The sequence below is a fragment of the Streptomyces sp. NPDC001532 genome (genome assembly GCF_040298625.1).
GTDB lineage: Bacteria > Actinomycetota > Actinomycetes > Streptomycetales > Streptomycetaceae > Streptomyces.
In genome coordinates this window covers 216,416-238,565 of record NZ_JBEPAL010000001.1, presented here as the reverse complement: position 1 = coordinate 238,565, position 22,150 = coordinate 216,416, and the positions used below count along the sequence as shown (strand labels likewise).

18 protein-coding genes are annotated in these 22,150 nt (G+C 73.2%); 5 read left to right on the top strand and 13 right to left on the bottom strand.

The genetic code is table 11. The features are described 5' to 3' along the window. Positions 1 to 4: 4 nt before the first annotated feature. On the top strand, positions 5 to 1,459 hold the full coding sequence (gene argG, locus ABT232_RS01050) for an argininosuccinate synthase (RefSeq protein WP_351834032.1): 1,455 nt from the start codon (positions 5 to 7) through the stop codon (positions 1,457 to 1,459). Between the two features lie 356 nt (positions 1,460 to 1,815). Beyond that, positions 1,816 to 3,582 carry a TIGR03767 family metallophosphoesterase gene (locus tag ABT232_RS01045; protein WP_351834030.1) on the top strand — a complete coding sequence of 589 codons (1,767 nt, stop codon included), beginning with the start codon at positions 1,816 to 1,818 and terminating at the stop codon, positions 3,580 to 3,582. 76 nt (positions 3,583 to 3,658) lie between these two features. Here ABT232_RS01045 and ABT232_RS01040 read toward each other — a convergent pair whose 3' ends face one another. Together ABT232_RS01040 and pepN are read right to left on the bottom strand one after the other, a co-directional pair. Then, positions 3,659 to 4,699, bottom strand: coding sequence for a hypothetical protein (locus ABT232_RS01040; protein WP_351834028.1), 1,041 nt, complete (start codon positions 4,697 to 4,699; stop codon positions 3,659 to 3,661). 218 nt (positions 4,700 to 4,917) lie between these two features. Beyond that, a complete protein-coding gene (gene pepN / locus ABT232_RS01035; RefSeq protein ID WP_351834026.1) occupies positions 4,918 to 7,497 on the bottom strand; it encodes an aminopeptidase N in 2,580 nt (859 codons plus the stop codon). A gap of 163 nt (positions 7,498 to 7,660) precedes the next feature. Between pepN and ABT232_RS01030 the strand changes: the two genes are divergently transcribed. Beyond that, positions 7,661 to 8,299 carry a DsbA family protein gene (locus tag ABT232_RS01030; protein ID WP_351834023.1) on the top strand — a complete coding sequence of 213 codons (639 nt, stop codon included), beginning with the start codon at positions 7,661 to 7,663 and terminating at the stop codon, positions 8,297 to 8,299. Between the two features lie 39 nt (positions 8,300 to 8,338). Here the strand turns inward: ABT232_RS01030 and ABT232_RS01025 are convergent, their stop codons facing one another. From ABT232_RS01025 to ABT232_RS00985, 9 genes are all read right to left on the bottom strand, one after another. Beyond that, positions 8,339 to 9,424: a glycerophosphodiester phosphodiesterase family protein gene (locus tag ABT232_RS01025; RefSeq protein ID WP_351834020.1), complete on the bottom strand. Its 1,086-nt coding sequence runs from the start codon at positions 9,422 to 9,424 to the stop codon at positions 8,339 to 8,341. A gap of 81 nt (positions 9,425 to 9,505) precedes the next feature. Further along, positions 9,506 to 10,930 carry an FGGY family carbohydrate kinase gene (locus ABT232_RS01020; RefSeq protein ID WP_351834018.1) on the bottom strand — a complete coding sequence of 475 codons (1,425 nt, stop codon included), beginning with the start codon at positions 10,928 to 10,930 and terminating at the stop codon, positions 9,506 to 9,508. A 20-nt stretch (positions 10,931 to 10,950) separates the two neighbouring features. After that, entirely contained in the window at positions 10,951 to 11,991 is a 1,041-nt protein-coding gene (locus ABT232_RS01015) for a 2-hydroxyacid dehydrogenase (protein ID WP_351834017.1), read from the bottom strand. Beyond that, on the bottom strand, positions 11,988 to 13,061 hold the full coding sequence (locus tag ABT232_RS01010) for an ABC transporter ATP-binding protein (protein ID WP_351834014.1): 1,074 nt from the start codon (positions 13,059 to 13,061) through the stop codon (positions 11,988 to 11,990). Before ABT232_RS01010 ends, ABT232_RS01015 begins: the two co-directional genes overlap by 4 nt. Then, positions 13,039 to 13,863, bottom strand: coding sequence for a DeoR/GlpR family DNA-binding transcription regulator (locus ABT232_RS01005; protein WP_351834011.1), 825 nt, complete (start codon positions 13,861 to 13,863; stop codon positions 13,039 to 13,041). The genes ABT232_RS01010 and ABT232_RS01005 overlap by 23 nt, the downstream gene beginning before the upstream one ends. Then, on the bottom strand, positions 13,860 to 14,942 hold the full coding sequence (locus tag ABT232_RS01000) for an ABC transporter ATP-binding protein (protein WP_351834009.1): 1,083 nt from the start codon (positions 14,940 to 14,942) through the stop codon (positions 13,860 to 13,862). The genes ABT232_RS01005 and ABT232_RS01000 overlap by 4 nt, the downstream gene beginning before the upstream one ends. Continuing rightward, positions 14,939 to 15,763, bottom strand: a complete 825-nt coding sequence (locus ABT232_RS00995; protein ID WP_351834007.1) for a carbohydrate ABC transporter permease — start codon at positions 15,761 to 15,763, stop codon at positions 14,939 to 14,941. The genes ABT232_RS01000 and ABT232_RS00995 overlap by 4 nt, the downstream gene beginning before the upstream one ends. Further along, positions 15,760 to 16,638: a carbohydrate ABC transporter permease gene (locus tag ABT232_RS00990; RefSeq protein ID WP_351834005.1), complete on the bottom strand. Its 879-nt coding sequence runs from the start codon at positions 16,636 to 16,638 to the stop codon at positions 15,760 to 15,762. Before ABT232_RS00990 ends, ABT232_RS00995 begins: the two co-directional genes overlap by 4 nt. Before the next feature lie 2 nt (positions 16,639 to 16,640). After that, positions 16,641 to 18,062 carry an ABC transporter substrate-binding protein gene (locus ABT232_RS00985; RefSeq protein ID WP_351834002.1) on the bottom strand — a complete coding sequence of 474 codons (1,422 nt, stop codon included), beginning with the start codon at positions 18,060 to 18,062 and terminating at the stop codon, positions 16,641 to 16,643. A gap of 162 nt (positions 18,063 to 18,224) precedes the next feature. Between ABT232_RS00985 and ABT232_RS00980 the strand changes: the two genes are divergently transcribed. Both ABT232_RS00980 and ABT232_RS00975 read left to right on the top strand, forming a co-directional pair. Next, positions 18,225 to 19,679, top strand: a complete 1,455-nt coding sequence (locus tag ABT232_RS00980) for an FGGY-family carbohydrate kinase (RefSeq protein ID WP_351834000.1) — start codon at positions 18,225 to 18,227, stop codon at positions 19,677 to 19,679. Further along, on the top strand, positions 19,676 to 20,287 hold the full coding sequence (locus ABT232_RS00975; RefSeq protein ID WP_351833998.1) for a histidine phosphatase family protein: 612 nt from the start codon (positions 19,676 to 19,678) through the stop codon (positions 20,285 to 20,287). The genes ABT232_RS00980 and ABT232_RS00975 overlap by 4 nt, the downstream gene beginning before the upstream one ends. A gap of 20 nt (positions 20,288 to 20,307) precedes the next feature. Here ABT232_RS00975 and ABT232_RS00970 read toward each other — a convergent pair whose 3' ends face one another. Together ABT232_RS00970 and ABT232_RS00965 are read right to left on the bottom strand one after the other, a co-directional pair. Next, complete coding sequence (locus ABT232_RS00970) at positions 20,308 to 20,946, bottom strand: response regulator (protein ID WP_351833996.1); 639 nt, start codon at positions 20,944 to 20,946, stop codon at positions 20,308 to 20,310. Then, the gene (locus ABT232_RS00965; RefSeq protein WP_351833993.1) at positions 20,943 to 22,148 is read right to left on the bottom strand and encodes a sensor histidine kinase; all 1,206 of its coding nucleotides are present in this window, start codon (positions 22,146 to 22,148) and stop codon (positions 20,943 to 20,945) included. The genes ABT232_RS00970 and ABT232_RS00965 overlap by 4 nt, the downstream gene beginning before the upstream one ends. Positions 22,149 to 22,150: the final 2 nt, after the last annotated feature.

Here is a 22,150-nt window from a genome sequence, read left to right as displayed (position 1 = left end):
TGCCATGTCCAAGGTCCTCACCTCCCTCCCCGTCGGCGAGCGCGTCGGCATCGCCTTCTCCGGCGGGCTCGACACCTCGGTCGCCGTCGCCTGGATGCGCGACAAGGGCGCCATCCCGTGCACGTACACCGCCGACATCGGCCAGTACGACGAGCCCGACATCGCCTCCGTGCCCGGCCGTGCCGCCGCCTACGGCGCCGAGATCGCCCGGCTCGTCGACTGCCGGGCCGCGCTGGTCGAGGAAGGGCTGGCGGCGCTCGCCTGCGGCGCGTTCCACATCAAGTCCGGCGGCCGCGCGTACTTCAACACCACGCCGCTGGGCCGCGCCGTGACCGGCACCCTGCTGGTCCGGGCGATGCTCGAGGACGGGGTGCAGATCTGGGGCGACGGCTCCACCTTCAAGGGCAACGACATCGAGCGGTTCTACCGCTACGGTCTGCTCGCCAACCCGCACCTGCGGATCTACAAGCCCTGGCTGGACGCGGACTTCGTCACGGAGCTGGGCGGCCGCAAGGAGATGTCCGAGTGGCTGCTCGCGCACGGGCTGCCCTACCGGGACTCCACCGAGAAGGCCTACTCCACCGACGCCAACATCTGGGGCGCCACGCACGAGGCGAAGACCCTGGAGCACCTGGACACCGGCGTCGAGACGGTCGACCCGATCATGGGCGTCCGGTTCTGGGACCCGTCCGTGGAGATCGCCACCGAGGACGTCACGGTCGGCTTCGACCAGGGCCGCCCGGTCACGATCAACGGCAAGGAGTTCGGCAGCGCGGTCGACCTCGTCATGGAGGCCAACGCGATCGGCGGCCGGCACGGCCTCGGCATGTCCGACCAGATCGAGAACCGCATCATCGAGGCGAAGAGCCGCGGCATCTACGAGGCGCCCGGCATGGCGCTGCTGCACATCGCCTACGAGCGCCTGGTCAACGCGATCCACAACGAGGACACCCTCGCCCAGTACCACCACGAGGGCCGCCGCCTCGGCCGGCTGATGTACGAGGGCCGCTGGCTGGACCCGCAGGCGCTGATGATCCGCGAGTCGCTCCAGCGCTGGGTCGGCGCCGCGATCACCGGCGAGGTGACGCTGCGGCTGCGGCGCGGTGAGGACTACTCGATCCTCGACACGACCGGTCCGGCGTTCAGCTACCACCCGGACAAGCTGTCGATGGAGCGCACCGAGGACTCGGCCTTCGGCCCGGTCGACCGGATCGGCCAGCTCACCATGCGCAACCTCGACATCGCCGACTCGCGCGCCAAGCTGGAGCAGTACGCGGGCCTCGGCCTGATCGGCAGCGGCAGCCCCACCATCGGCGCCTCCCAGGCCGCCGCCACCGGGCTGATCGGCACCATGCCCGAGCTGCCGGAAGGCGGCGCCGAGGCCATCGCCTCCCGCGGCGAGGTGTCCGAGGAGGACGCGCTGCTGGACCGCGCCGCGATGGAGTCCGGCACCGACTGATCACCACGCACGGCCGTACGGGCCCCGGCGGACCACCTCCGCCGGGGCCCGTCGCCGTCCCCGCACTCGTCCCCGCCGCTGTCCCCGCTGTCCCCGCCGTCTTCTGCGGCGAGCGGGCCCGAGTGCCCGGTTACCCCGGAAAGTGAACCCCGAGTGACCCGCTCCCGGCCCGCGAAGGAGCGGCTGTGGACGCGCCGGGTGGTGCGAGATCCACGTACGGTGATCGGCGTTGCGCGTTGCCGTCGCGTTCACACGCAGGTCATTCCCGCTGCCAACGATCCAGAGCGAGCGGGGGGTTCGCGTCAGCGGCCGTCCGCGGCCACTGCCGACGCGTTCGCACTCGGGGAGACCGCGCCATGCCGCGCATACGCTCAGTCGCCAGCTCCGCCGCCCAGGAGCTGTCGGTCAACCGCCGTACCGTCCTCGCCACCGCCGGAGCCGTCTCGCTGTCCGCCGGCGTCGGCCACCTCCTGCGCCCCACCGACAGCCGGGCCGCCACCCAGGCCCCGAGCGCGGGGGAGGCGCCGGTCGCGGTCTCCCGCACGGCGCCGCTCGCCCCGCTCGCCCCGTACACCCGCGGTACCACCCTGGCCGGGGTCGCCGCCCCGCGCACCGCCTCCGGCTACCGGCGGCTCGGTGACGGCAAGGGCTGGCCGCGGGTGGTCCGCGCCGACCTGGCCGCGCCGAAGTCCGGCCGCGCCGAACGGCGCACCGCGCTCGCCGCGTTCGTGCAGCTCACCGACCTGCATCTGGTCGACGCCCAGCACCCGCTGCGGCTGGAGTTCCTGCGCTCGGCCGATGTGCACGCCTGGCGGCCGCAGGAACTGCTGACCGTGCAGGGCGCGGTGTCGCTGGTGGAGCGGGTCAACGCGCTGCGTGGCGCACCCGCCACCGGGGCGCCGCTGCACTTCGCGATGACGACCGGCGACAACACCGACAACAACTCCCGGACGGAGCTGGAGTGGTTCCTCACCGTGCTGAGCGGCGGCCGGATCCGCCCCGACTCCGGTGACCCGCGCCACTACGAGGGCGTCCAGAGCAGCGGACTCAAGCAGTACTGGCAGCCCGACTCCACCGTCCGCGACGCCGACAAGCAGCGCGGCTTCCCGCAGCTGGCGGGCTTCCTCGCCGCGGCCACCCGCGAGGTGCGCAGCCCTGGGCTGAACCTGCCCTGGTACTCGACCGTCGGCAACCACGACTCCCTCCCGCTCGGCTGCTACGGCCACGGCGACCCCTACCTCGCGGAGTTCGCCGTCGGCGGCAGGAAGCTGATGTCCCTGCCGGCGGCCGAGGCGAAGAAGCTCCAGGACGCCATCAAGAACGCCAGGGACCCGCTCGGCACGCAGTTCCGGGACCTGCTCAAGGCCCACGCCCGTGACCTGCGGTCCGTGACACCGGACGAGCGGCGGGCGCCGTACACCGCCACCGAGTACGTCGAGGCCCATCTGGACCCGGCGTACGCGGGGATGGGCCCGGTCGGGCACGGCTACTCCACGGCGAACGTGGCGGCGGGCACCCAGTACTACAGCTTCCGCATCGCCGAGGACGTCATCGGGATCAGCCTCGACACCACCGACCCCGGCGGCCACTACGAGGGCTCGATCGGCACCGCGCAGCTGCGCTGGCTGGACCGCACCCTGCGGGAGAACGCCGACTCCTACGCCGTCGTCTTCAGCCACCACACCAGCGCGACCATGGACAACACCCGCCCCGACCCGGCCCGCCCGGACGAACGCCGGCACGGCGGGGCCGACGTCCTCGCCCTGCTGGGCGGTCACCGCAATGTGCTGGCCTGGATCAACGGCCACATCCACCGCAACGAGATCACCCCGCGCACCGGGGCGGACGGCCACTCCTTCTGGGAGGTCTCGACGGCGTCCCACGTGGACTTCCCGCAGCTCGCCCGCGTGATCGAGATCGCCGACAACAAGGACGGCACCCTCTCGCTCTTCACCACCATGGTCGAGTCCGCCGCCCCCCACCGCACCGACTTCTCCGACCTCTCCCAGACCGGCCTGGCCGCGCTCTACCGCGAGCTGTCCTTCAACGCCCCCGGCGCCCGCACCGACCTCGCGGGCGGGACCCGGGACCGCAACACGGAACTGGTGCTGAAGAAGGGCTGAGCACAGGAGGAGGGGCCGCCGGGTCCCGGGCCCGGCGGCCCCTCCTCTCCCCTCCTGATACCGGACCGGTCCGTCACTACCGGGGCAGCACCACGACGTAGGCGGCCGGGTCCCGGTCCGCCGAGGCCATCAGGGCCGTGCGGACGACCGTGGCCTGCTGCTCCAGGGAGTCGCGGAGCTTCTTCGGAGTGATGTGGACGACCGTGATGCCGAGGCGCTCCAGGTGCTCGCGCTTGCGGGCGTACTCCGACCACATCGCGTCCTCGTCCTGGCGCGGCGCCCGGGTGTCCAGTTCCACGGCGACCGAGTGCTCCGGCCAGTAGGCGTCGAGGCCGCCGAGGTGGGGGCCGCCGGGCAGGCGCAGGTCGACGTTCCACACCGGGTCGGGCAGACCGTGCTCCTTCACCATCCGGTACAGCCGGTCCTCCGCGATGGCCCGCCCCTCCGCGAGCAGCGAGTCGACGGCGTCCACCACGTGCGGGCGGTTCAGCAGCTTCGCCTGGTTCAGCTCGCGGACCACCGACGCCGGGTCGCAGTGGCCGCCCCGGACGGCCTCCGTGAGCAGCCGGCGCACCGCGCCCGCGTCGGACAGCTCGGCCACCGCATCGGCCAGGGCGCGAGGGACCGGGGCGACGGGGAGGCCGGTGACGCGCAGCGCGACGGGGAGGTGCGCGGTGCGCAGGATGCGCACGAAGCCGGTGGTGCGCAGCCGGCGCAGCCGGGGCACCAGGACGTCGATCCGCTCCAGCGCGGGCAGCGGGGGCGCGGTGGTGAAGCCGTGCAGGGTCAGCGCCGCCAGGCCGGTGATCACCGCGTCGTGGTAGACGGGGCGGTGCGGCTCCTCGGCGCCCGGCTGGGACGGCACCGCCACGACCGTCGTCTCCCGCGCCGCGTAGGTGAGCACCGCGTGCAGGCGCTCCTCGCTGGTCGGCGGGCCCGGGTGCAGGACGTAGACGCCGGGCAGCAGCTGCTGCCAGGGGCCGCCGGGGCGGCACTGCTCGGACAGTTCGGCGGGGGAGACGCCGTGGGCGCGGAGCTGAGCGGCCGTCAGGACCCGGCGGGTGCCCTCGGCGATGTGGTGCAGGGGGCGGGGGGAGAGCGGGGTGTTGTGCGTCATGCTCCGGGGATTCCCATCCCTGGTCCCCCCTTTAACCGCTGTTACACGTTCGTCGACAAATGCGGACAAGACAGCACTAAAGGACGGGTGTTCGGATGCCGAGTAGGCGCCGAAAACCCCTGGTCCGAATGGGCTGGACCAGGGGTTACGGTCGTTCTTGCCTGAATTTCGTAACGGTCACCTACGGCCCAAGCTCAGGCCAACGGTCAGGCCGAAGGTCAGCGTGCCGCAGCCGCGTCCCGCTCCTGCCCGCGCAGCGCCCGCGCCAGGTCGTCCCGCGCCTCCAGCACGAGACGGCGCAGCGCCGGCGGGGCGTCCTCGTGCGCCGCGAGCCAGGCGTCCGTCGCCGCCAGCGTCTGTGGCGAGTCCTGGAAGGACGGGAACAGGCCCCGCACCACGTCCATGCCGATCTGGATGGACCGCTCCGCCCACACCCGCTCGATCACCGCGAAGTACTTCTCCGCGTACGGCGCCAGCAGCCGCCGCTGCGAAGGCTGCGCGAAGCCCGCGATGGTCGCCTCCACCAGCGCGTTGGACAGCGCGTCGGACTCCACCACCTGCGCCCACGCCTGCGCCTTCACCGCCTCCGACGGACGCGCCGCGAGGCAGCGCACCTGGTGGCGCTTGCCGGACGCGGTGTCGTCCCGGGCCAGCTCCGCCGCCAGCAGCTGCTCGTCGGCGACCCCGTGCGCCGCCAGCGGCTCCAGGAACACCCAGCGCAGCTCCTGGTCCACGTCCAGCCCGTCGATCTTCTCGGTGCCCTCCAGCAGGCCCCTCAGCAGCTGGAGACCGTCGCCGCCGGTGGCCGTCGCGGCGAAGAACCGCGCCCACGCCAGCTGGTGCTCGCTGCCCGGCTCCGCCGCCCGCAGCTCCCGCAGGGCGCCCTCCGCCAGCAGCCGCTCGCCCTCCGCGCGCCAGGCCGGCGACACGTAGTGCACCAGCGCCGAGTTCGCCCAGGCGTGCAGCATCTGGAGCACGCCGATGTCCGACTCGCGGCCCGCGAACCGCAGCACCAGGTCCACGAAGTCACGGGCCGGCAGCAGCGCGTCGCGGGTCAGGTTCCACAGCGCCGACCAGCACAGGGCGCGCGCCAGCGGATCGGTGAGGTCCCCGAGGTGGGCCCGCAGCGTCTCCAGCGAGGTCGTGTCGAAGCGGATCTTGCAGTACGTCAGGTCGTCGTCGTTGACCAGGACCAGCTCCGGCGCCTCGGCGCCCGCCAGCTCCGCCACCACCGTGCGCGGTCCGTCGACGTCCGCCTCGGCGCGCGCGTACCGCTCCAGCGCCCCGTCCGCGGTGCGCCGGTACAGGCCGACGGCGACCCGGTGCGGCCTGAGCTCCGGGTGCGACTCGGCGGCCTCCTGCACCACCGCCAGCTCGTCGATCCGGCCGTCCGCGGCCAGCAGCACCTGCGGCGTCAGCGAGTTGACCCCGGCCGTCTCCAGCCAGGAGCGCGACCACGCGGCCATGTCCCGGCCGCTGGTCTCCTCCAGCACCGACAGCAGGTCGCCGAGGCGCGTGTTGCCGTACGCGTGCCGCTTGAAGTAGCGCCGGGCGCCCTCCAGGAAGGCGTCCTGCCCGACGTACGCCACCAGCTGCTTGAGGACGGAGGCGCCCTTGGCGTAGGTGATGCCGTCGAAGTTGAGCTTGGCGTCCTGGAGGTCGCGGATGTCGGCCGTGATCGGGTGCGTGGACGGCAGCTGGTCGGCGCGGTAGGCCCAGGCCTTGCGGCGGTTGGCGAAGGTGATCCAGGCGTCGGTGAAGCGGGTCGCGCCGACGTTGGCGAAGGTGCCCATGAAGTCCGCGAAGGACTCCTTCAGCCACAGGTCGTCCCACCACACCATGGTGACCAGGTCGCCGAACCACATGTGCGCCATCTCGTGCAGGACGACGTTGGCTCGGCCCTCGTACGACGCCTGCGTCACCTTGCCGCGGAAGATGAACTCCTCCCGGAAGGTCACCAGGCCCGGGTTCTCCATCGCACCGAGGTTGTACTCGGGCACGAACGCCTGGTCGTACTTGCCGAACGGGTACGGGAAGTCGAAGTGGTCGTGGAAGAAGTCCAGGCCCTGCTTGGTGACCAGGAAGACGTCGTCGGCGTCGAAGTAGGGCGCGAGGCCCTTGCGGCACAGGGCGCCGAGCGGGATCTCCAGACGGGTGCCGTCCTCGAAGGTCCGCTCGTAGCGGTCCGTCACATGGTGGTACGGCCCCGCGACCACACAGGTGATGTACGTCGAGATCGGCTTGGTCTCCGCGAACCGCCACACGCCGTCGGACCGCTCGCCGACGCCGTTGCTCCACACCGTCCACTCCTCGGGCGCGCGCACCTCGAAGCGGAACGGGGCCTTGAGGTCGGGCTGCTCGAAATTGGCGAAGACCCGCCGCGAGTCGGCCGGCTCGTACTGCGTGTAGAGGTAGATCTCGCCGTCCTCGGGGTCGACGAAGCGGTGCAGGCCCTCGCCGGTGCGGGAGTAGGCGCACTGCGCGTCGACGATCAGCTCGTTGTCGGCGGCCAGGTCCTCCAGCAGGATCCGGGAGCCGTCGAAGACCTCGCCGGGGTCGAGGTCGCGGCCGTTGAGGGAGACCGCGGTGACGCTCGGCGCGATCAGGTCGGCGAAGCTCCGGGCGCCCGGCTCGGCGCAGCGGAAGCGGATCGTGGTGACCGAGCGGAAGGTGCGCGGGCCGTCGCCCGCGTGGTCGCCGACGGCGGAGCGCACGTCGAGGGACACCTCGTACCCGTCGACCGACAGCAGTGCGGCCCGCTCCCGGGCCTCGTCGCGGGACAGATTCTCACCGGGCACGGGCGGCACTCCTTCGTGCGTCAAGAACTACGGCTGAACAGGACCGATCCTCCCATGTGCCCCTGACACGGCACACCGGGGAATGAGCGGGGAACGCGCCGGTGTTGTTCCGGGCGTTGGGCCGCCCGAGCGACCCGCCGCTCAGCCGTTCACGAGGAGAGACATGTCGGAGAAGACCCCCGTCGACTTCTGGTTCGACCCGCTGTGCCCCTGGGCCTGGATGACCTCCCGGTGGGTGCTGGAGGTGGAGAAGGTCCGCGACATCGAGGTCCGCTGGCATGTGATGAGCCTCGCCGTGCTGAACGAGGACAAGCTCGACCAGCTGCCCGAGGAGTACCGCGAGATGCTGGAGACCACGGCGTGGGGCCCCGTCCGGGTCGTCATCGCCGCGCAGGAGGAGCACGGCCCCGAGGTGCTCGGTGACCTCTACACCGCGCTCGGCACCCGCATCCACAACCAGGGCATGGGCCCGGGCAAGGACGCCGTCGCCGCCGCCCTGGATGACGCCGGCCTGCCCGCGTCGCTGCTGGACCACTGGGACGACACCCCGTACGAGGAGCAGCTGCGCGCCTCGCACAAGGAGGGCATCGAGAAGGTCGGCCAGGAGGTCGGCACCCCGGTGATCGCCGTGCCCGGCGCCGACGGCGAGCAGCTCGCCTTCTTCGGCCCGGTCGTCACCCCGGCCCCGAAGGGCGAGGACGCCGCCCGGCTGTGGGACGGCACCCTCGCCGTCGCCTCCGTGCCGGGCTTCTACGAGATCAAGCGCACCCGCACCAAGGGCCCGGACTTCAGCAACCTCTGACCGACCGCCGACCGCCGACCGTCTACCGGCAGTGGGCCGCTACCCGGCGGCGGCCCGCGCGAGGTCCGGGAAGTCCGTCACCACCGCGTCCACGCCCAGCCCGTAGTGCAGCGCGTACTCCGCGAACGCGTCGCCGAAGTCGGTCGCCGCGGTGCCCCGGCGCAGGGCCGGCGGCAGGTACTGGTTCTCGGCGCGGAAGGTGTACGGGCCGACCTTGAGGCCCGCCGCATGGGCGTCCGCCACCAGCGAGGTGGGGGCGCCCGTGCCGCCGCCCGGGAGCACCGGCACGATCGCGGACTTGTCCGGGCCGATCCACCGCGCGTACCGGGCGATCCGGGCCAGCCCCGCCGGGGTCGTCATGTCCCGGTACGTCGTCGCGTCCCCGGCCGAGACCAGGTCCCAGGGCCCGCCGGTGGTGCCCAGCGCCTGCCACAGCGGCACGCCCAGGTCCTCCTCGGCGATCCGCCGCAGGCTGGTCGGCTCGAAGGACTGCACGACACACTCCCGCGGACCCAGCCGGTTGCGGCGCACCAGCCGCGCGAGCTGCGGCTCCAGCGGCAGACCGAGGCCGCGGAAGTACGTCGGGTGCTTGGTCTCCGGGAAGACGGCGATCGTCCGGCCGTAGGTCTTCGACAGCCGCCGCGCGAGGTCCACGACCTCCTGGAAGGTCAGCACCGGCTCGCGGCCGTCGAAGACCGTGTTGCGGTTGCGGACCAGCGGGAGGCGTTCGACCGCCCGTAGCGTCCGCAGCTCCGCGAGCGTGAAGTCCTCCGTGAACCAGCCGGTCACCGGCCGCCCGTCCACCGTCTTCGTGGTCCGCCGGTCCGCGAACTCCGGATGCCGGGCCACGTCCGTGGTCTGCGAGATCTCGTTCTCGTGCCGGACCACCAGCACATGGTCCCGGGTCGGGACCAGATCCGGCTCGATCCAGTCGGCGCCGGTCTGGACGGCGTACGTGTACGAGGCGGCCGTGTGCTCGGGCCGCCAGCCCGCGGCGCCCCGGTGGCCGATGACCAGCGGCCGGCGCGGCCGGGACGACCCGGCGTCGGCCGCGGCCGCGGGCACGGCGGCGGCCGCCGGGGTGGCGGCGGCCGCGAACAGGACGGATCGGCGCCCTATCGGCATGACGGTGTCTCCCTCTCGTCGCGATGCTGTTCACGAGTGCTCGTCCCGACGCCGTTCACGAACGCTCGTCCGCGGTGCCGTTCACGAACGCGCCCGGGCCCGTGCCTCGGCGAGCCGGGTCAGATGCTCCTCATAGCCCTTCGCGTAGAACGCGGCCCGCTCCGGGTCCGGCTCGACGACCGCCGTCGGCTCCGACCACGCCGCCGCGTCCAGCGCCACCCCGAACCGCCCGGCCGCCGCGAGCACCGCGCCCCGCGCGCCCACCTCGCCCTCGGCGAACCGCAGCGGCCGGCCGAGGACGTCGGCGAGCAGCCGCGTCCAGGCGGAGGAGCGGGTGCCGCCGCCGCACACCGCGAGCGCACCGGTCAGCCCCGCCGCCTCCAGACAGTGCCGGGCCGCGTAGCCGATGCCCTCGCAGGTGGCGCGGACCAGGTCGGCACGGGTCGTCTCCAGGGACACCCCGCTGAGTTCGGCGCGCAGCCGGGGCTCCACGAAGGGCGCCCGTTCACCGGACGGCGCGAAGTACGGCAGCACCCGGACGCCGCGCGCACCCGGCGGGGTGTCGGCGAGCAGGCCGTCCACCTCCTCGTGCCGGACGCCGGTGGTGGCGAGCACCCAGTCCAGGGCGGCCGTGCCGGCCATCGCGGGCATCGCGCGCAGCCAGTGGCCGGGGCGGTCGGTGCAGATGTACAGGCCCGCCGGTTCGCCGGTCAGGTCCACCTCGGTGGTGACGACCAGGCCGGCCAGACAGGTCCCGACGATCAGCAGGCCGTCCCCGGGCCGGGTGACGCCCGCGCCCAGCGCGCAGGCGGGCAGGTCGTAGGGGCCGTCGGCGATCGGGGTGCCGGCCGGCAGGCCCTCGCCGAGCGACTCGGCGGTCGCCACCGGATCGCTCACCGCCGGCAGCAGCCGCCGCCGGCGGGTGAGGCCCAGCAGCTCCACGACCCGGTTGTCGTAGGTCCGGGTGCGCGGGTCCAGGAACGGCATCGACGCGTCCGACACATCCGTCGCGGCCGCCGCCCCCGTCAGCCGCCGGAAGACCATGTCCTTGCAGTACAGGGCGGTGGCCGCCGCGTCGAGCACGGCGGGTTCGTGCCGGTCCAGCCAGGCCAGCAGCGGGCCCGGGCTGCCCGGGAACATGGCGCCGCCGGTGCGCCGGAACACCGTCTCGAAGGTGCCGTCCGCCAGCCACCCGTCGAGCAGTTCGTGCGCCCGCCCGTCCATCCAGGACACCGCCGCCCGCACCGGCCGCCCCCGCCCGTCCACCAGCCACACCCCGTCGCCCTGCCCGGTGAGCCCGGCCAGCTCCACCGGCTCGGGGACCCGGGCGGTCAGCTCGCCGAGGACGGCGACGACCGCCGCGTACACCTCCTCCATGTCCTGCTCCACGGCCCCGCCGCGCAGCGCGAGGCCCACCGGGCGGGCCGCGACGGCCAGTTCCCGGCCGCCGCCGTCGAACCCGGCGGCCTTCACCATGGACGTGCCCACATCGATCCCTACGTACATGTCCGCCTCCCGGCCGGCCGTCAGGTCAGGCAGTGCGCCGGCGGCTCCCCGCGCAGCCAGCGCCCCACCTCCGCCGCGGCGATCCGCGCCGCCTTCTCCGCCACCGCGCGGGACGCCCCGCCCAGATGCGGGGTGAGCACCACCCGGTCGGGCAGGGCGAGGAGCCGTGACGCGGGCGGGAGCGGCTCGTGCGCGTAGGTGTCGAGCGCCGCCGCCGACAGCCGGCCGCTCTCCAGCGCGTCGCACAGCGCGTCCTCGTCGAGCAGCGGGCCGCGCGCCGCGTTCACCACCACCGCGCCGGGCGGCAGCAGCGCCAGCTCGCGGGCGCCGATCAGTCCGCGGGTCTCGGCGGTGAGCCGGGCGTGCAGGGTGACGACCCGGGAGCGGTGCAGCAGTTCGCCGAGCGTGCCGACCCGCAGCCCGTGGATCTCGCCGCGGACGTACGGGTCGTACACCATGACCTGCGCGCCGAACGCGCACAGCACCCGCGCGACCCGGCTGCCCACGGCCCCGTACCCGATCAGCCCGACCGGCAGGTCCTCCAGCTCCAGACCGCTGTGCTCGTACGTGTAGTACGTCGCGCCCGCCCAGCTGCCCCGCCGGGCGAGCAGGTCGTGGGCCTGCGGGATGCGGCGCAGCGCGGCCAGCATCAGCCCGACGGTGAACTCGGCGGTGGCGGCGGCGTTGCGGCCGGGCGCGTAACAGACCCGCACGTCACGGGCCTTGGCCGCGTCGAGGTTGACGTTGACCGGGCCGCCCCGGCAGACCACGACCAGCCGCAGCTCCGGCGAGGCGTCCAGGACGCGCTCGGTGACCGGGCCCATCTGGGTGACCAGGACCCGCGCCCCGGCCAGCGCCTCGATCAGCTCGTCCTCCGCGTCGCTGGCCTCGGACACCTCCGCCACCGGGCCGAACGGCTCCAGCGGCCAGCCCAGCCGCACCTCCACCACCTCGGCCGGGTGCTCGCGCCGGACCGCCTCCGCGATCAGCGACGGCAGCACGAAGTGGTCGCCGGCGGCCACCACCCGGACCGGGCCCGAGGTCGTCGTCTCTGAGGTCATCGCAGCACAGCTCCCGTCTCGGCGTCGAAGACATGGGTGAGGTCGGGGTCGGCGGTGATCCGGACCGGTTCGCCGTGCGCGAGCCGCACCTCGGGGCCGGTGAGCACGGTGACGGGCCGGTCGACGCCACCGAGTTCGACGGTCGCGATGCCCGACTCCAGCAGCGGCTCGTGGGCCAGCACCCGGGCGGGCAGGCCGTCGGCGCCGGTCAGCGACAGGTCCTCGGGGCGGATGCCGACGACCACCGCGCGGCCGGCCGCCACCGGCACCGGCAGCGGCAGGCGCAGCGCCGCGGAGAGGCGGGCGCGGCCGTCGTCACCGGCGGTGGCGGGCAGCAGGTTGATCGCCGGCTCGCCGACGAAGTCCGCGACGAACACGGTGGCGGGACTGTCGTAGATCTCGTACGGGGTGCCGAGCTGCTGGATCACGCCGTCCCTCATCACGGCGATCCGGTCGGCGAGCGACAGCGCCTCCTCCTGGTCGTGGGTGACCAGGATCGTGGTGTGCCCCAGGTCCCGCTGGATGCGCTTGAGTTCGCGGCGCGTGCTGTCGCGCTGGGCCGCGTCCAGATGCGAGAGGGGCTCGTCCAGGAGCAGCACGTCGGGTTCGCGGACGAGCGCGCGGGCGAGGGCGACGCGCTGCTTCTGCCCGCTGGACAGGCCGGCGGGCCGGGCGTCCAGGATGCCGGTCAGGCCGATCCGTTCCGCCATGTCGCCGACCCTGCGGTCCACGTCCTTGCGGTGGCCCCGCGCCTTCAGCCCGAACGCCAGGTTCTCCGCCACGGTCAGCGGCGGGTACAGCGCGTAGTTCTCGAACGCGACGCCGATGTTGCGCCGCCGCGCGGGCCGCCCGGTCACCGACGTCCCGCCGACGAGGATGTCCCCGCCGGTCACCGCCTCCAGGCCGGCGATCATCCGCAAGGTGGTGGACTTGCCGCAGCCCGACGGGCCGAGCAGCCCCAGCAGTTCGCCGGAGCGCAAGCCCAGGTCGAGGCCCCGCACCGCGTCGACCGGCGGCCGGCCGCGCGGACGGTAGGTCTTGCGCAGGTCACGTAGCTCCAGCTCGGTCATCGGCGGCGCCCTTCGTCGAGCAGACCTCGTAGCGGACCTTGTGCTCGTCCAGGTCGCGCAGCGCCTGTGCGGACGCCCCGTCGTCGACCAGCAGCAGGTCGAAGCGGGACAGCGGCACGACGCGGTGCAGGGCGACCCGGCCCAGCTTGGTGTGGTCGATCAGCAGGACGTTGCGGGCGGCGGAGTCGAGCATCGCCCGCTTCACGGACACGATGTGCTGCTCCTGGTGGTAGGCGTGCCCGGCGTGCACGGCCGAGGTGGAGGCGAAGCAGACGTCCACCCGCAGCTGCTGCACCGCCGCCACACAGGAGACGCCGAGGAAGGAGGAGTGCAGCGGGTCGTAGTCGCCGCCGAGCGCCATCAGATGGATGCCGCGCTGATCGGCGAGGAGGTTGACGGCCTCCAGGAAGTTGGTGACGACGGTGAGCGGGGTGATCTCGCCCAGGCGCAGCCGGCGGGCTATCTCCAGGGTGGAGGTGGAGTCGTCCAGCATGATCGCCATGCCGGGCTCGATCAGCCGCATCGCCCGGTCGGCCACGGCGGCCTTCTCCGCCCGCATGGTCTTCAGCCGGTACTGCACGTTCGACTCGAACACCCCGGACGGCTGCGCGGTCACCCCGCCGCGGAACTTCCGTACGATGCCCTGCCGTTCCAGCTCGTCGAGATCCCGGTGGATGGTCATCAGGCTCACCCCGAACCGCTCGGCGAGTTCCGCCGCCGTCGCCGAGCCCTCCGCGAGCACCCGCTCGGCCATGGCGGCCTGCCGGACCGCGGGTCCCTGGAACACGTTGCCGCCGCTCATCGTCTTCCGATCCGTCGTCCTGGTCGTCCGGGCCGGTCGGCCTCGAACAGCAGCAGGCTCTCAGGCCGGACCGACAGCCGTACGGGATCGTCCGGACGCAGTCCCGCGGCCTCGGCGCGGGAGGCGACCAGGGACACCTGGTGGCCACCCAGGCGCACGGTCACCTCCACGGACCGGCCGAGGACCTCGGTGACGTACACCGTCCCGGCGAGGGTGTGCCCCGGCCCGTCGCCCAGCGTCAGATCGCGGGGGCGGACGCCGGCCAGCGCCTCGGGGAGCGCCGGCGCGGCCACGGGCAGCGCGACCGCCCCGTCCGGCGAGCGGAACACCCCGCCCTCGACCACACCGGGCAGCAGATTGATCCGCGGCCGGCCGAACGCCCGCGCCACCTCGGTGTCGTGGGGCCGGTGCCAGATCTCCTCCCGCGTCCCCGTCTGCACGATCCGCCCGTCCCGGATCACCCCGATCCGGTCGCCGAGCGCCAGTGCCTCCACGGAGTCGTGGGTGACGTACAGCGTCGTGGTGCGCCGGACCGCGCCGATCGCCTTCAGCTCGGCCCGCATCTGCTGGCGCAGCTTGGCGTCGAGGTGGGAGAGGGGTTCGTCGAGGAGGAAGGCGCGGGCCGGGCGGACCAGCACCCGGCCGAGGGCGATCCGCTGCCGCTGCCCGTTGGAGAGCTGGCCGACCGGCCGGTCCAGCAGGTGCCCGACGCCGAGGAGTTCGGCCACCTCGTGGATCCGCCGCCGGGCCTCGGCGGGCGGGACGCGGTGGCGCGGGGAGCGCAGCGGGGAGGCGAGGTTGTCGTACGCGGAGAGGTGCGGGTAGAGGGCGTAGCTCTCGAAGCACATGGCGACGCCCCGGTCGTAGGGTTCGACACCGCTCATGTCCCGCCCGCCGATGGCGACGGACCCGGTGTCGGGCGGCTCCAGCCCGGCGACCGTCTTCAGGGTGGTCGTCTTGCCGGCGCCGGACGGGCCGAGCAGGCAGAGGAACTCGCCCTCCGCGACGTCCAGGTCGAGCCCGTCGAGGGCCGTGACCTTGCCGTAGGTCTTGCGGATCCCGCGCAGCGACACCGTCATGACTTCACCGCCCCGAACGACAGCCCGCGCACCAGGTACCGCTGGATGAGCAGCGCCAGCAGCAGCGGCGGTACGACGGAGACCAGCGCGGCGGCCGCCGTCAGGTGGTACTTGGGCCGGTCGCCGCCCAGGAAGGACAGCGCGCCCACGGTCACCGTCTGGGCCTCGCTGGAGGTGAGGATGAGCGGGAAGACGAAGTTGTTCCAGGCGAAGATGAACGCCAGCAGGGACACGGCCGCGATGCCCGGCCTGACCAGCGGCAACGCCACCCGGAAGAACGCCTGTCTGCGGGTGTGGCCGTCCAGCAGCGCGGCCTGTTCCAGCTCGGGGCTGAGGTCGGCGAAGTAGGAGCGCATGATCCAGACGACCAGCGGCAGGGTGACGAGCTGGAGCACCCACACCATCCCGACATAGGTGTCGAACAGCCCCAGCTTCTGGTAGAGCACGAACAGCGGGATGATCACGGTGAGTTCGGGCGCGAACCGGAACGACAGCAGGGTGAACATCAGGTTGTCCGAGCCCTTGAACCGCCAGCGCGCCGAGGCGTACGCGGCCGGCAGCCCGACGAGCAGCGACAGCGCGACCGCGCCCAGCGACACCACCAGGCTGTTGACGAAGAACCGGGTGAACGGGACGCCCTCGCTGTCGCCGAGCACGGTCCGGTAGGCGTCGAGGGTCGGGGTGAAGGAGAAGTACGTGGAGAACAGCTGGTCGGCGGGTTTCAGGGAGAGGATCACCATCCAGGCGATCGGGAACAGCGCGAAGAGGAAGTACAGGACGAGGGCGGCGTCCGCGAGCCACCCCAGCCACCGGCCCTTCACCTGGTCACCTCCGCGGCCCGGCGCTGGATCCGCCCGAGGTGCCTCACCAGCACCATCGCGGCGAGGTAGACCACGGCCCACAGCACGATCGTGTAGCTGATGCCGAACGAGTACCGCTGGAAGCGGATCGCCTCCAGGTACGCCCGGATCTGGAGCACCATCGTGGAGTCGCCGGGCCCGCCCTCGGTGAGGGCGTAGATGATGTCGAACACCTTCAGCGAGTCCATGAACCGGAAGATCAGCGCCACCAGGACGTACGGCCACAGCATGGGCAGCGTCAGCCGCCGGAAGGTGTACCACCAGCCCGCCCCGTCCACGGCCGCCGCCTCGAAGGGGGAGGCGGGCAGGGAGCGCAGCCCGGCCAGCGCCAGGATCGCCACGAACGGCGTGTAGACCCACACGTCCACGGCGATCGACGACAGCAGCGCCCCGGCCGGGGTGTCCGTCCACTGCACACCGCCGAGCCCGACCGGCTCCAGCAGATGGTTGACGACCCCGACCGACGGCTGGAGCATCAGCTTCCACATGATCGCGGCGATCACCGGGGCGATCATCAGCGGCAGGATGAGGATCTTCTCCAGCACCCGCCCCACCCATGACGACCGGTTCAGCAGCAGCGCGACCGCCACCCCGAGCACGGTCTCGAACCCGGCCGCCCCGACCGCGTACAGGACCGTCACCCACGCCGAGTTCCAGAAGGACTCCTCGGTGAGGACGGTCCGGTAGTTGTCCAGGCCGACCATGTCCGGCTGCGGCTTGCTCGCCGCGAAGTCGAAGAGCGTGTAGTACAGGCCGAGCCCGAACGGATAGAGGATTCCGCAGGTCAGCAGCAGCGCCGGGACGATCAGCAGATAGGGGCGCAGCGCGAGCCGCACGGCTAGCCGACCTTCGAGGCGAGGTCGTCCGCGAGACCGTCGAGGACCGGCCGCGCGCCCTTGCCGCCGTAGATCTCCTGGAGCGCGGCCGCCCAGCTGGTCGTCGCGTCGAAGAACTGCGCCTGCGGCGTGAACTGGATCCTCGTCCGGTCGACGACCTCCTCGAAGGTCTCGATGAAGCCCGGCAGGCCGCGCATCTTGTCCTTGTAGGCGCCGTCCTGGCTGATCGACCGGCGCACCGGGTCGATGTGGTTGTGGCTGAGCGCGCCGCGCCGCAGATGCTCCTTGCCGGTCGCCCACTGGAGGAACAGCCAGCTCGCGCTCTTGCGCTCGCTGCGGGCGTTCATGCCGAGCGACCAGATCCACATGTTGGTGTCGAGCGATCCGTCCGGCCCCTTGGGCCCCGGATGGAAGGCGATCTTCCCGGAGGCGGGTCCGGCGCCCTCCACCGCCTGGAAGTACGCGGCCGTGTCCGCGTCGAACAGCATCCCGGCCTTGAGCGCGCCGAGATCGCTGGAGCACTGGTACCAGGTGTACGACGTCCAGGACGGCGGCCCGCCGCGGCGGACCATGTCGGCCCAGTCCTCGGTGAACGCGACGGCCTCGGGGGAGTTCATCGCCGGGGTGAGCGCGCCCTTGTCGACGGTGAAGTCCTTCAGGCCGTACCGGGCGTACATCGTCATGAAGCCGGGGTGGATGGTGGCCCAGCTCCGCGAGCCGCGCACGGCGATCCCGTACATGCCGTCGAAGCCCGCGCCCGGAGCCTTCCGCTTGATCGTCTCGGCCAGTTCGCGCAGCTCGTCGAAGCTCTCGGCGGGCCGCAGGCCCAGCTTGCGGAAGACCTCCGTGTTGTAGGCGACCACATTGGTCTCCCAGCCCCACGGCAGCGCGTACTGCCCGCCCCGCCCGAGCGGCGCGCCCGCCTTCAGCGACCACTGGTCGGCCTGGAGCAGGTTCGGGAAGAAGTCGGCCTGGTCCCACTCGTCGCCGGTGGCGGAGGAGTTGCGCATCCACGGGCCGAGGTCCTCCAGCCAGCCCGGCGGGCCGTACTGCCAGACCATGTACGCGCCGAGCATGAAGACGTCGTACGAGGCCCGGCCGCTGGAGAGGTCCACGGTGAGCTTGTCGAAGTAGTTGTCCTCGGGGAAGACGTCGTACTCGACCTCGATGCCGGTCTTCTCGGTGAACGACTTCAGATCGGCGAGCAGCGCGTCCGTGTACGGGTGCTTGTTCAGCAGCGCCTTGACGGTGGTGCCCTTCTCCCGCCGCCAGTCGAAGGAACCGGTGACGTCGTCGGCGGCCGAGCCGTCGCTCCCGCCCTCGTTCCCGCCGAACCCGGCACCGCACGCGGTGAGCAGGGGCGCCGCGGCCGCGGCGGCGGTGAGGGCGAGGAAGCGGCGGCGGTCGTGCCGGTGCGTGTCCATCCGTGACCTCCGTCGGTCCGGGCCGGTCGGAACTTACGCAGGGAGTCGACTCGCTAACCGAGAGTGGAACGGCGGAACTTGGGCGTCAATCCCTCGCGCACCCGGAAATCTCATTGCAGAGTGAGAAGTTCACACGCCGGTGCGGGAGGCTGGGAGGCCGGAATGGCGGAACAGGGCTGGCTGGGAATCGACCTCGGCACCCAGAGCGTCCGCGCGCTCGTCGTCACCGCGGACGGCACGGTCCTCGGCTCCGGCGCGGTGCCGGTCGGCGGCCGGCGCGACGGGGTGCGGCACGAACAGGACCCCCGGACGTGGTGGACGGCGGTGTGCGGGGCGGCCCGGCAGGCGCTGCGCGCGCCGGCCGCCTCGGGCGCGCGGCTCGGCGGGCTCGCGGTGTGCGGCACCTCCGGAACCGTGCTGCTGACGGACGGCGCGGGGCGGCCGGTGAGCCCGGCGCTGATGTACGACGACGGCCGCGCGGCGGCCGAGGCGGCGCGGCTGCGGGCGGCCGGGCTCGCCGTGCAGGACACCTGGGCGCTGCCCAAGGCGCTCTGGCTCACGGCGGCGCACGGACCGGGCCGCGTCACCCACCAGCCGGACGTCGTCACCGCCCGGCTGGTGGGACGACCGGTACCGACGGATTCCAGCCATGCGCTGAAGACGGCGTACGACGTCGCGGCGGAGGCCTGGCCCGACGTCCCCGGCCTGCCCGCCTCCGCCCTCCCCGAGGTCGTCCGTCCCGGCACCCGGCTCGGCGAGGTCCATCCGGCCGCCGCCGAGGCGACCGGCATCCCCGCCGGCACCCCCGTGCTCGCCGGGATGACCGACGGCTGCGCTGCCCAGATCGCCTCCGGCGCGCTCCGCGAGGGCGCCTGGAACTCGGTGCTCGGCACCACGCTGGTGCTCAAGGGCGCGGCGCGGCGGCCGGTGCGGGACGCCTCCGGAGTGGTCTACAACCACCGTTCACCGGACGGGCACTGGCTGCCCGGCGGCGCGTCCGGCGTCGGGGCGGGCGCGCTCACCGCCCGCTTCCCCGGCGCGGACCCCGCCGCGCTGGACCGCCGGGCCGCCGCCTTCGAACCCGCCGGAGCGGTCGCCTACCCGCTGGTCTCCCCGGGCGAACGCTTCCCCTTCCGCGCCCCCGGCGCCACCGCCCTGCTGCTGGGCGAGCCCGCCTGTGACGCCGATCTGTGGGCGGCCCTCCTCCAGGGCGTCGGCCTCGCCGAACGCCTCTGCCTGGACTACCTCCACCACCTGGGCGCCCCTCTCGACGGCCCCCTCACCTTCACCGGCGGCGCCACCCGCAGCCCCTACTGGACCCAGCTGCGCACCGACATCCTGGGCCGTCCCGCCCGTGTCCCCGAACACCCCGAACCGGCCCTCGGCATGGCGGCGCTGGCCTGCCACGCGCTGACCCGCCCCACCGCCCCGCTCACCGACACCACCGACCGCATGGTCCGCATCCGCACCACCGTCCACCCCCGTTCTCGCCACAGCACCCGCTACACCGGCCCCTATCTGCGCCTCCTGACCGCTCTGGAGACGCGCGGCTGGCTGCCGCGGCCGGTGGCGGCACATGCGCGGGCCCGGGCCGAGCGCGATACTGCCGACTCATGACCGCCACCCTCCTCCTCGCCCGCCACGGACAGACCGTCTGGCACGCCGAGAACCGCTACGCCGGCGTCAGCGACATCGCCCTCACCGACACCGGCCGCGCCCAGGCCGAGGCCCTGGGCCGCTGGGCCGCCGCGCACCCCGTCGACGCCGTCTGGACCTCCCCGCTGTCCCGGGCCGTCGCCACCGCCGAGCCCGCCTGCCGGGCGCTCGGACTGACCCCGCACCGCGAACCCGACTTGCGCGAATGCGACTTCGGGGTGCTGGAGGGCCGCACGCTCGCCGAGTTCGCCGATACGGACCCGGCCCACGCGCGGGCCTACCGGGCCGACCCGGTGGCCCACCCCTTCCCCGGCGCCGAGGACCCCACGGCCGCCGCCGGCCGAGGCACCGCCGCCCTGCACCGCATCGCCGCCGCGCACTCCGGCGAACGGGTCCTGGTCGTCGCCCACAACTCCCTGCTGCGGCTGGTGCTGTGCCGGCTGCTCGGCATCCCGCTCGGCGACTACCGCAGGGTCCTGCCGAGACTTCAGAACGCCGCGCTCACCGAACTCCGCCTCGACGCCGGCCAGGCCGCCCTGCTCTCCCTCAACGTGCCCTGCGACGCCTAGGGGTGTCTCTCCGGCCCTGGTCACGGCCGTCGCAGCAGTCCGCGCTCCAGGGCCACCACCACCGCCCGCGTCCGGTCGTTGACGTCGAGCTTGGCGAACAGGCGCAGCAGATGGGTCTTCACCGTGGCCTCGGTGATGACCAGGCGCCGGCCGATCTCGGCGTTGGTCAGGCCGTCGGCCACCGCGTTCAGGACATCCGTCTCGCGGGCGGTCAGTGGATCCTGGACCGGCCGCCGCATCCGGGCGACCAGCTTCTCCGCGACGCGCGGCGCGAGCACCGTCTCCCCGCGCGCCGCCGCCCGGATCGCCTCCACCAGCTGCTCCCGGGTGGTGTCCTTGAGCAGATAGCCGATGGCCCCGGCCTCCACGCCGCGTTCGATGTCCGCGTCGGTGTCGTACGTCGTGAGGATCAGGACCCGGGTGCGCGGGTGCCGGGCGGTGATCTCGGTGGTCGTCGCGACTCCGTCCAGGACCGGCATCCGCAGGTCCACCAGCGCCACGTCCGGGTCGTGCCGCGCGACGAGGTCCAGGCCCGCGCGGCCGTCGCCCGCCTCGCCGGCGACCTCGATGCCGTCCTCGCCGGCCAGCAGGGCGATCACCCCGGCCCGCATCACCGTGTGGTCGTCCACCACGACGATCCGCAGTGCTCTCCCGCTCATCGCGCTCCCTCGCCGTCCGCCCGGCCCGCGACCGGAATCGTCGCCAGCACCCTTGTCCCGTCCCCGATCGAGCTGGTGACCGTCAGCCGGCCGCCCAGCTCCGCCAGCCGCTTGCGCATCCCGTCGAGCCCGAAGCCCGCCGACTCCTCCACCGCGAACCCGATCCCGTCGTCGGTGATCTCCAGCTCCACCTCGTACGGCAACCGGGCCAGCACCACGCCGACCGTGGAGGCGCGGGCGTGTTTGCGGACGTTGGCCAGGGACTCCTGGGTGCAGCGCAGCAGCGCGATCCGGGTCTGCTGGTCGCAGTCGAGCTCGGTCAGCTCGGCGTCCACGGTGAGCCCGGTGTCCTCCGCGAAGCGGCCGAGGATCCGGCGCAGGGTCTCGGTCACGGGCCCGGACACCGCCCCGCCCCGACCCGCTGCCGCGCCGACCAGCTCCCGCGCCTCGGCGAGGTTCTCCCGGGCCGTCGACTCGATGGAGCGCAGCTGCCGGTCGCTGCGCTCGGGGTCCGTGCCGAGCCCGGCGCGGGCCGCCTCGGCCAGGACGACGATGGACGCGAACCCCTGCGCGAGCGTGTCGTGGATCTCCCGCGCGATGCGCTCCCGCTCGTCCGCCGCGCCCTGCCGCTGGTGCGCCTCGGACAGCTGGGCCTGGGTCCGCTCCAGCTCACCGATTAGCCGGGCGCGTTCGGCGCTCTGCGCGACCACCGCGTGCGCCCACAGCCCGATCAGCACACCCACGGCGACGACGATCAGCGTGGACACCGCCGTCTCGCCGAAGAACTCCGCCGACGAGCCCTGCCGCACCCAGCCCCCGCCGAGCGTCCCGGCGGTGGCCAGTGCGAGGAACACCATCGAGGCGCGCGGGGTCCGCCCGAACATCCAGTAGTGCGGCAGCGTCACCATGAACAGGGCCGCGTAGCTGGTGCGCAGATAGGCGAGTCCGCTGAGCGCGAGCACCAGCACGGTGAGGTAGCCGTGCGGCCGGACGACGGGATTGCCGGGGAAGCGGACCAGGACCGCGAGGCACAGCGCCACGCACCCGAGGAACGTGAGGGCCGCGTAGGTGGTCCCGCCCGGTCGGCCCATCACGGTGATGCCGACGGCCATCGCGGCGAACAGCACCCAGCACACCGCGTTCCAGCGGCGCAGCGAGGTGGCCCAGAACGTGTCGGCCGAGGTCCCGGCGAGCATGGTCATAC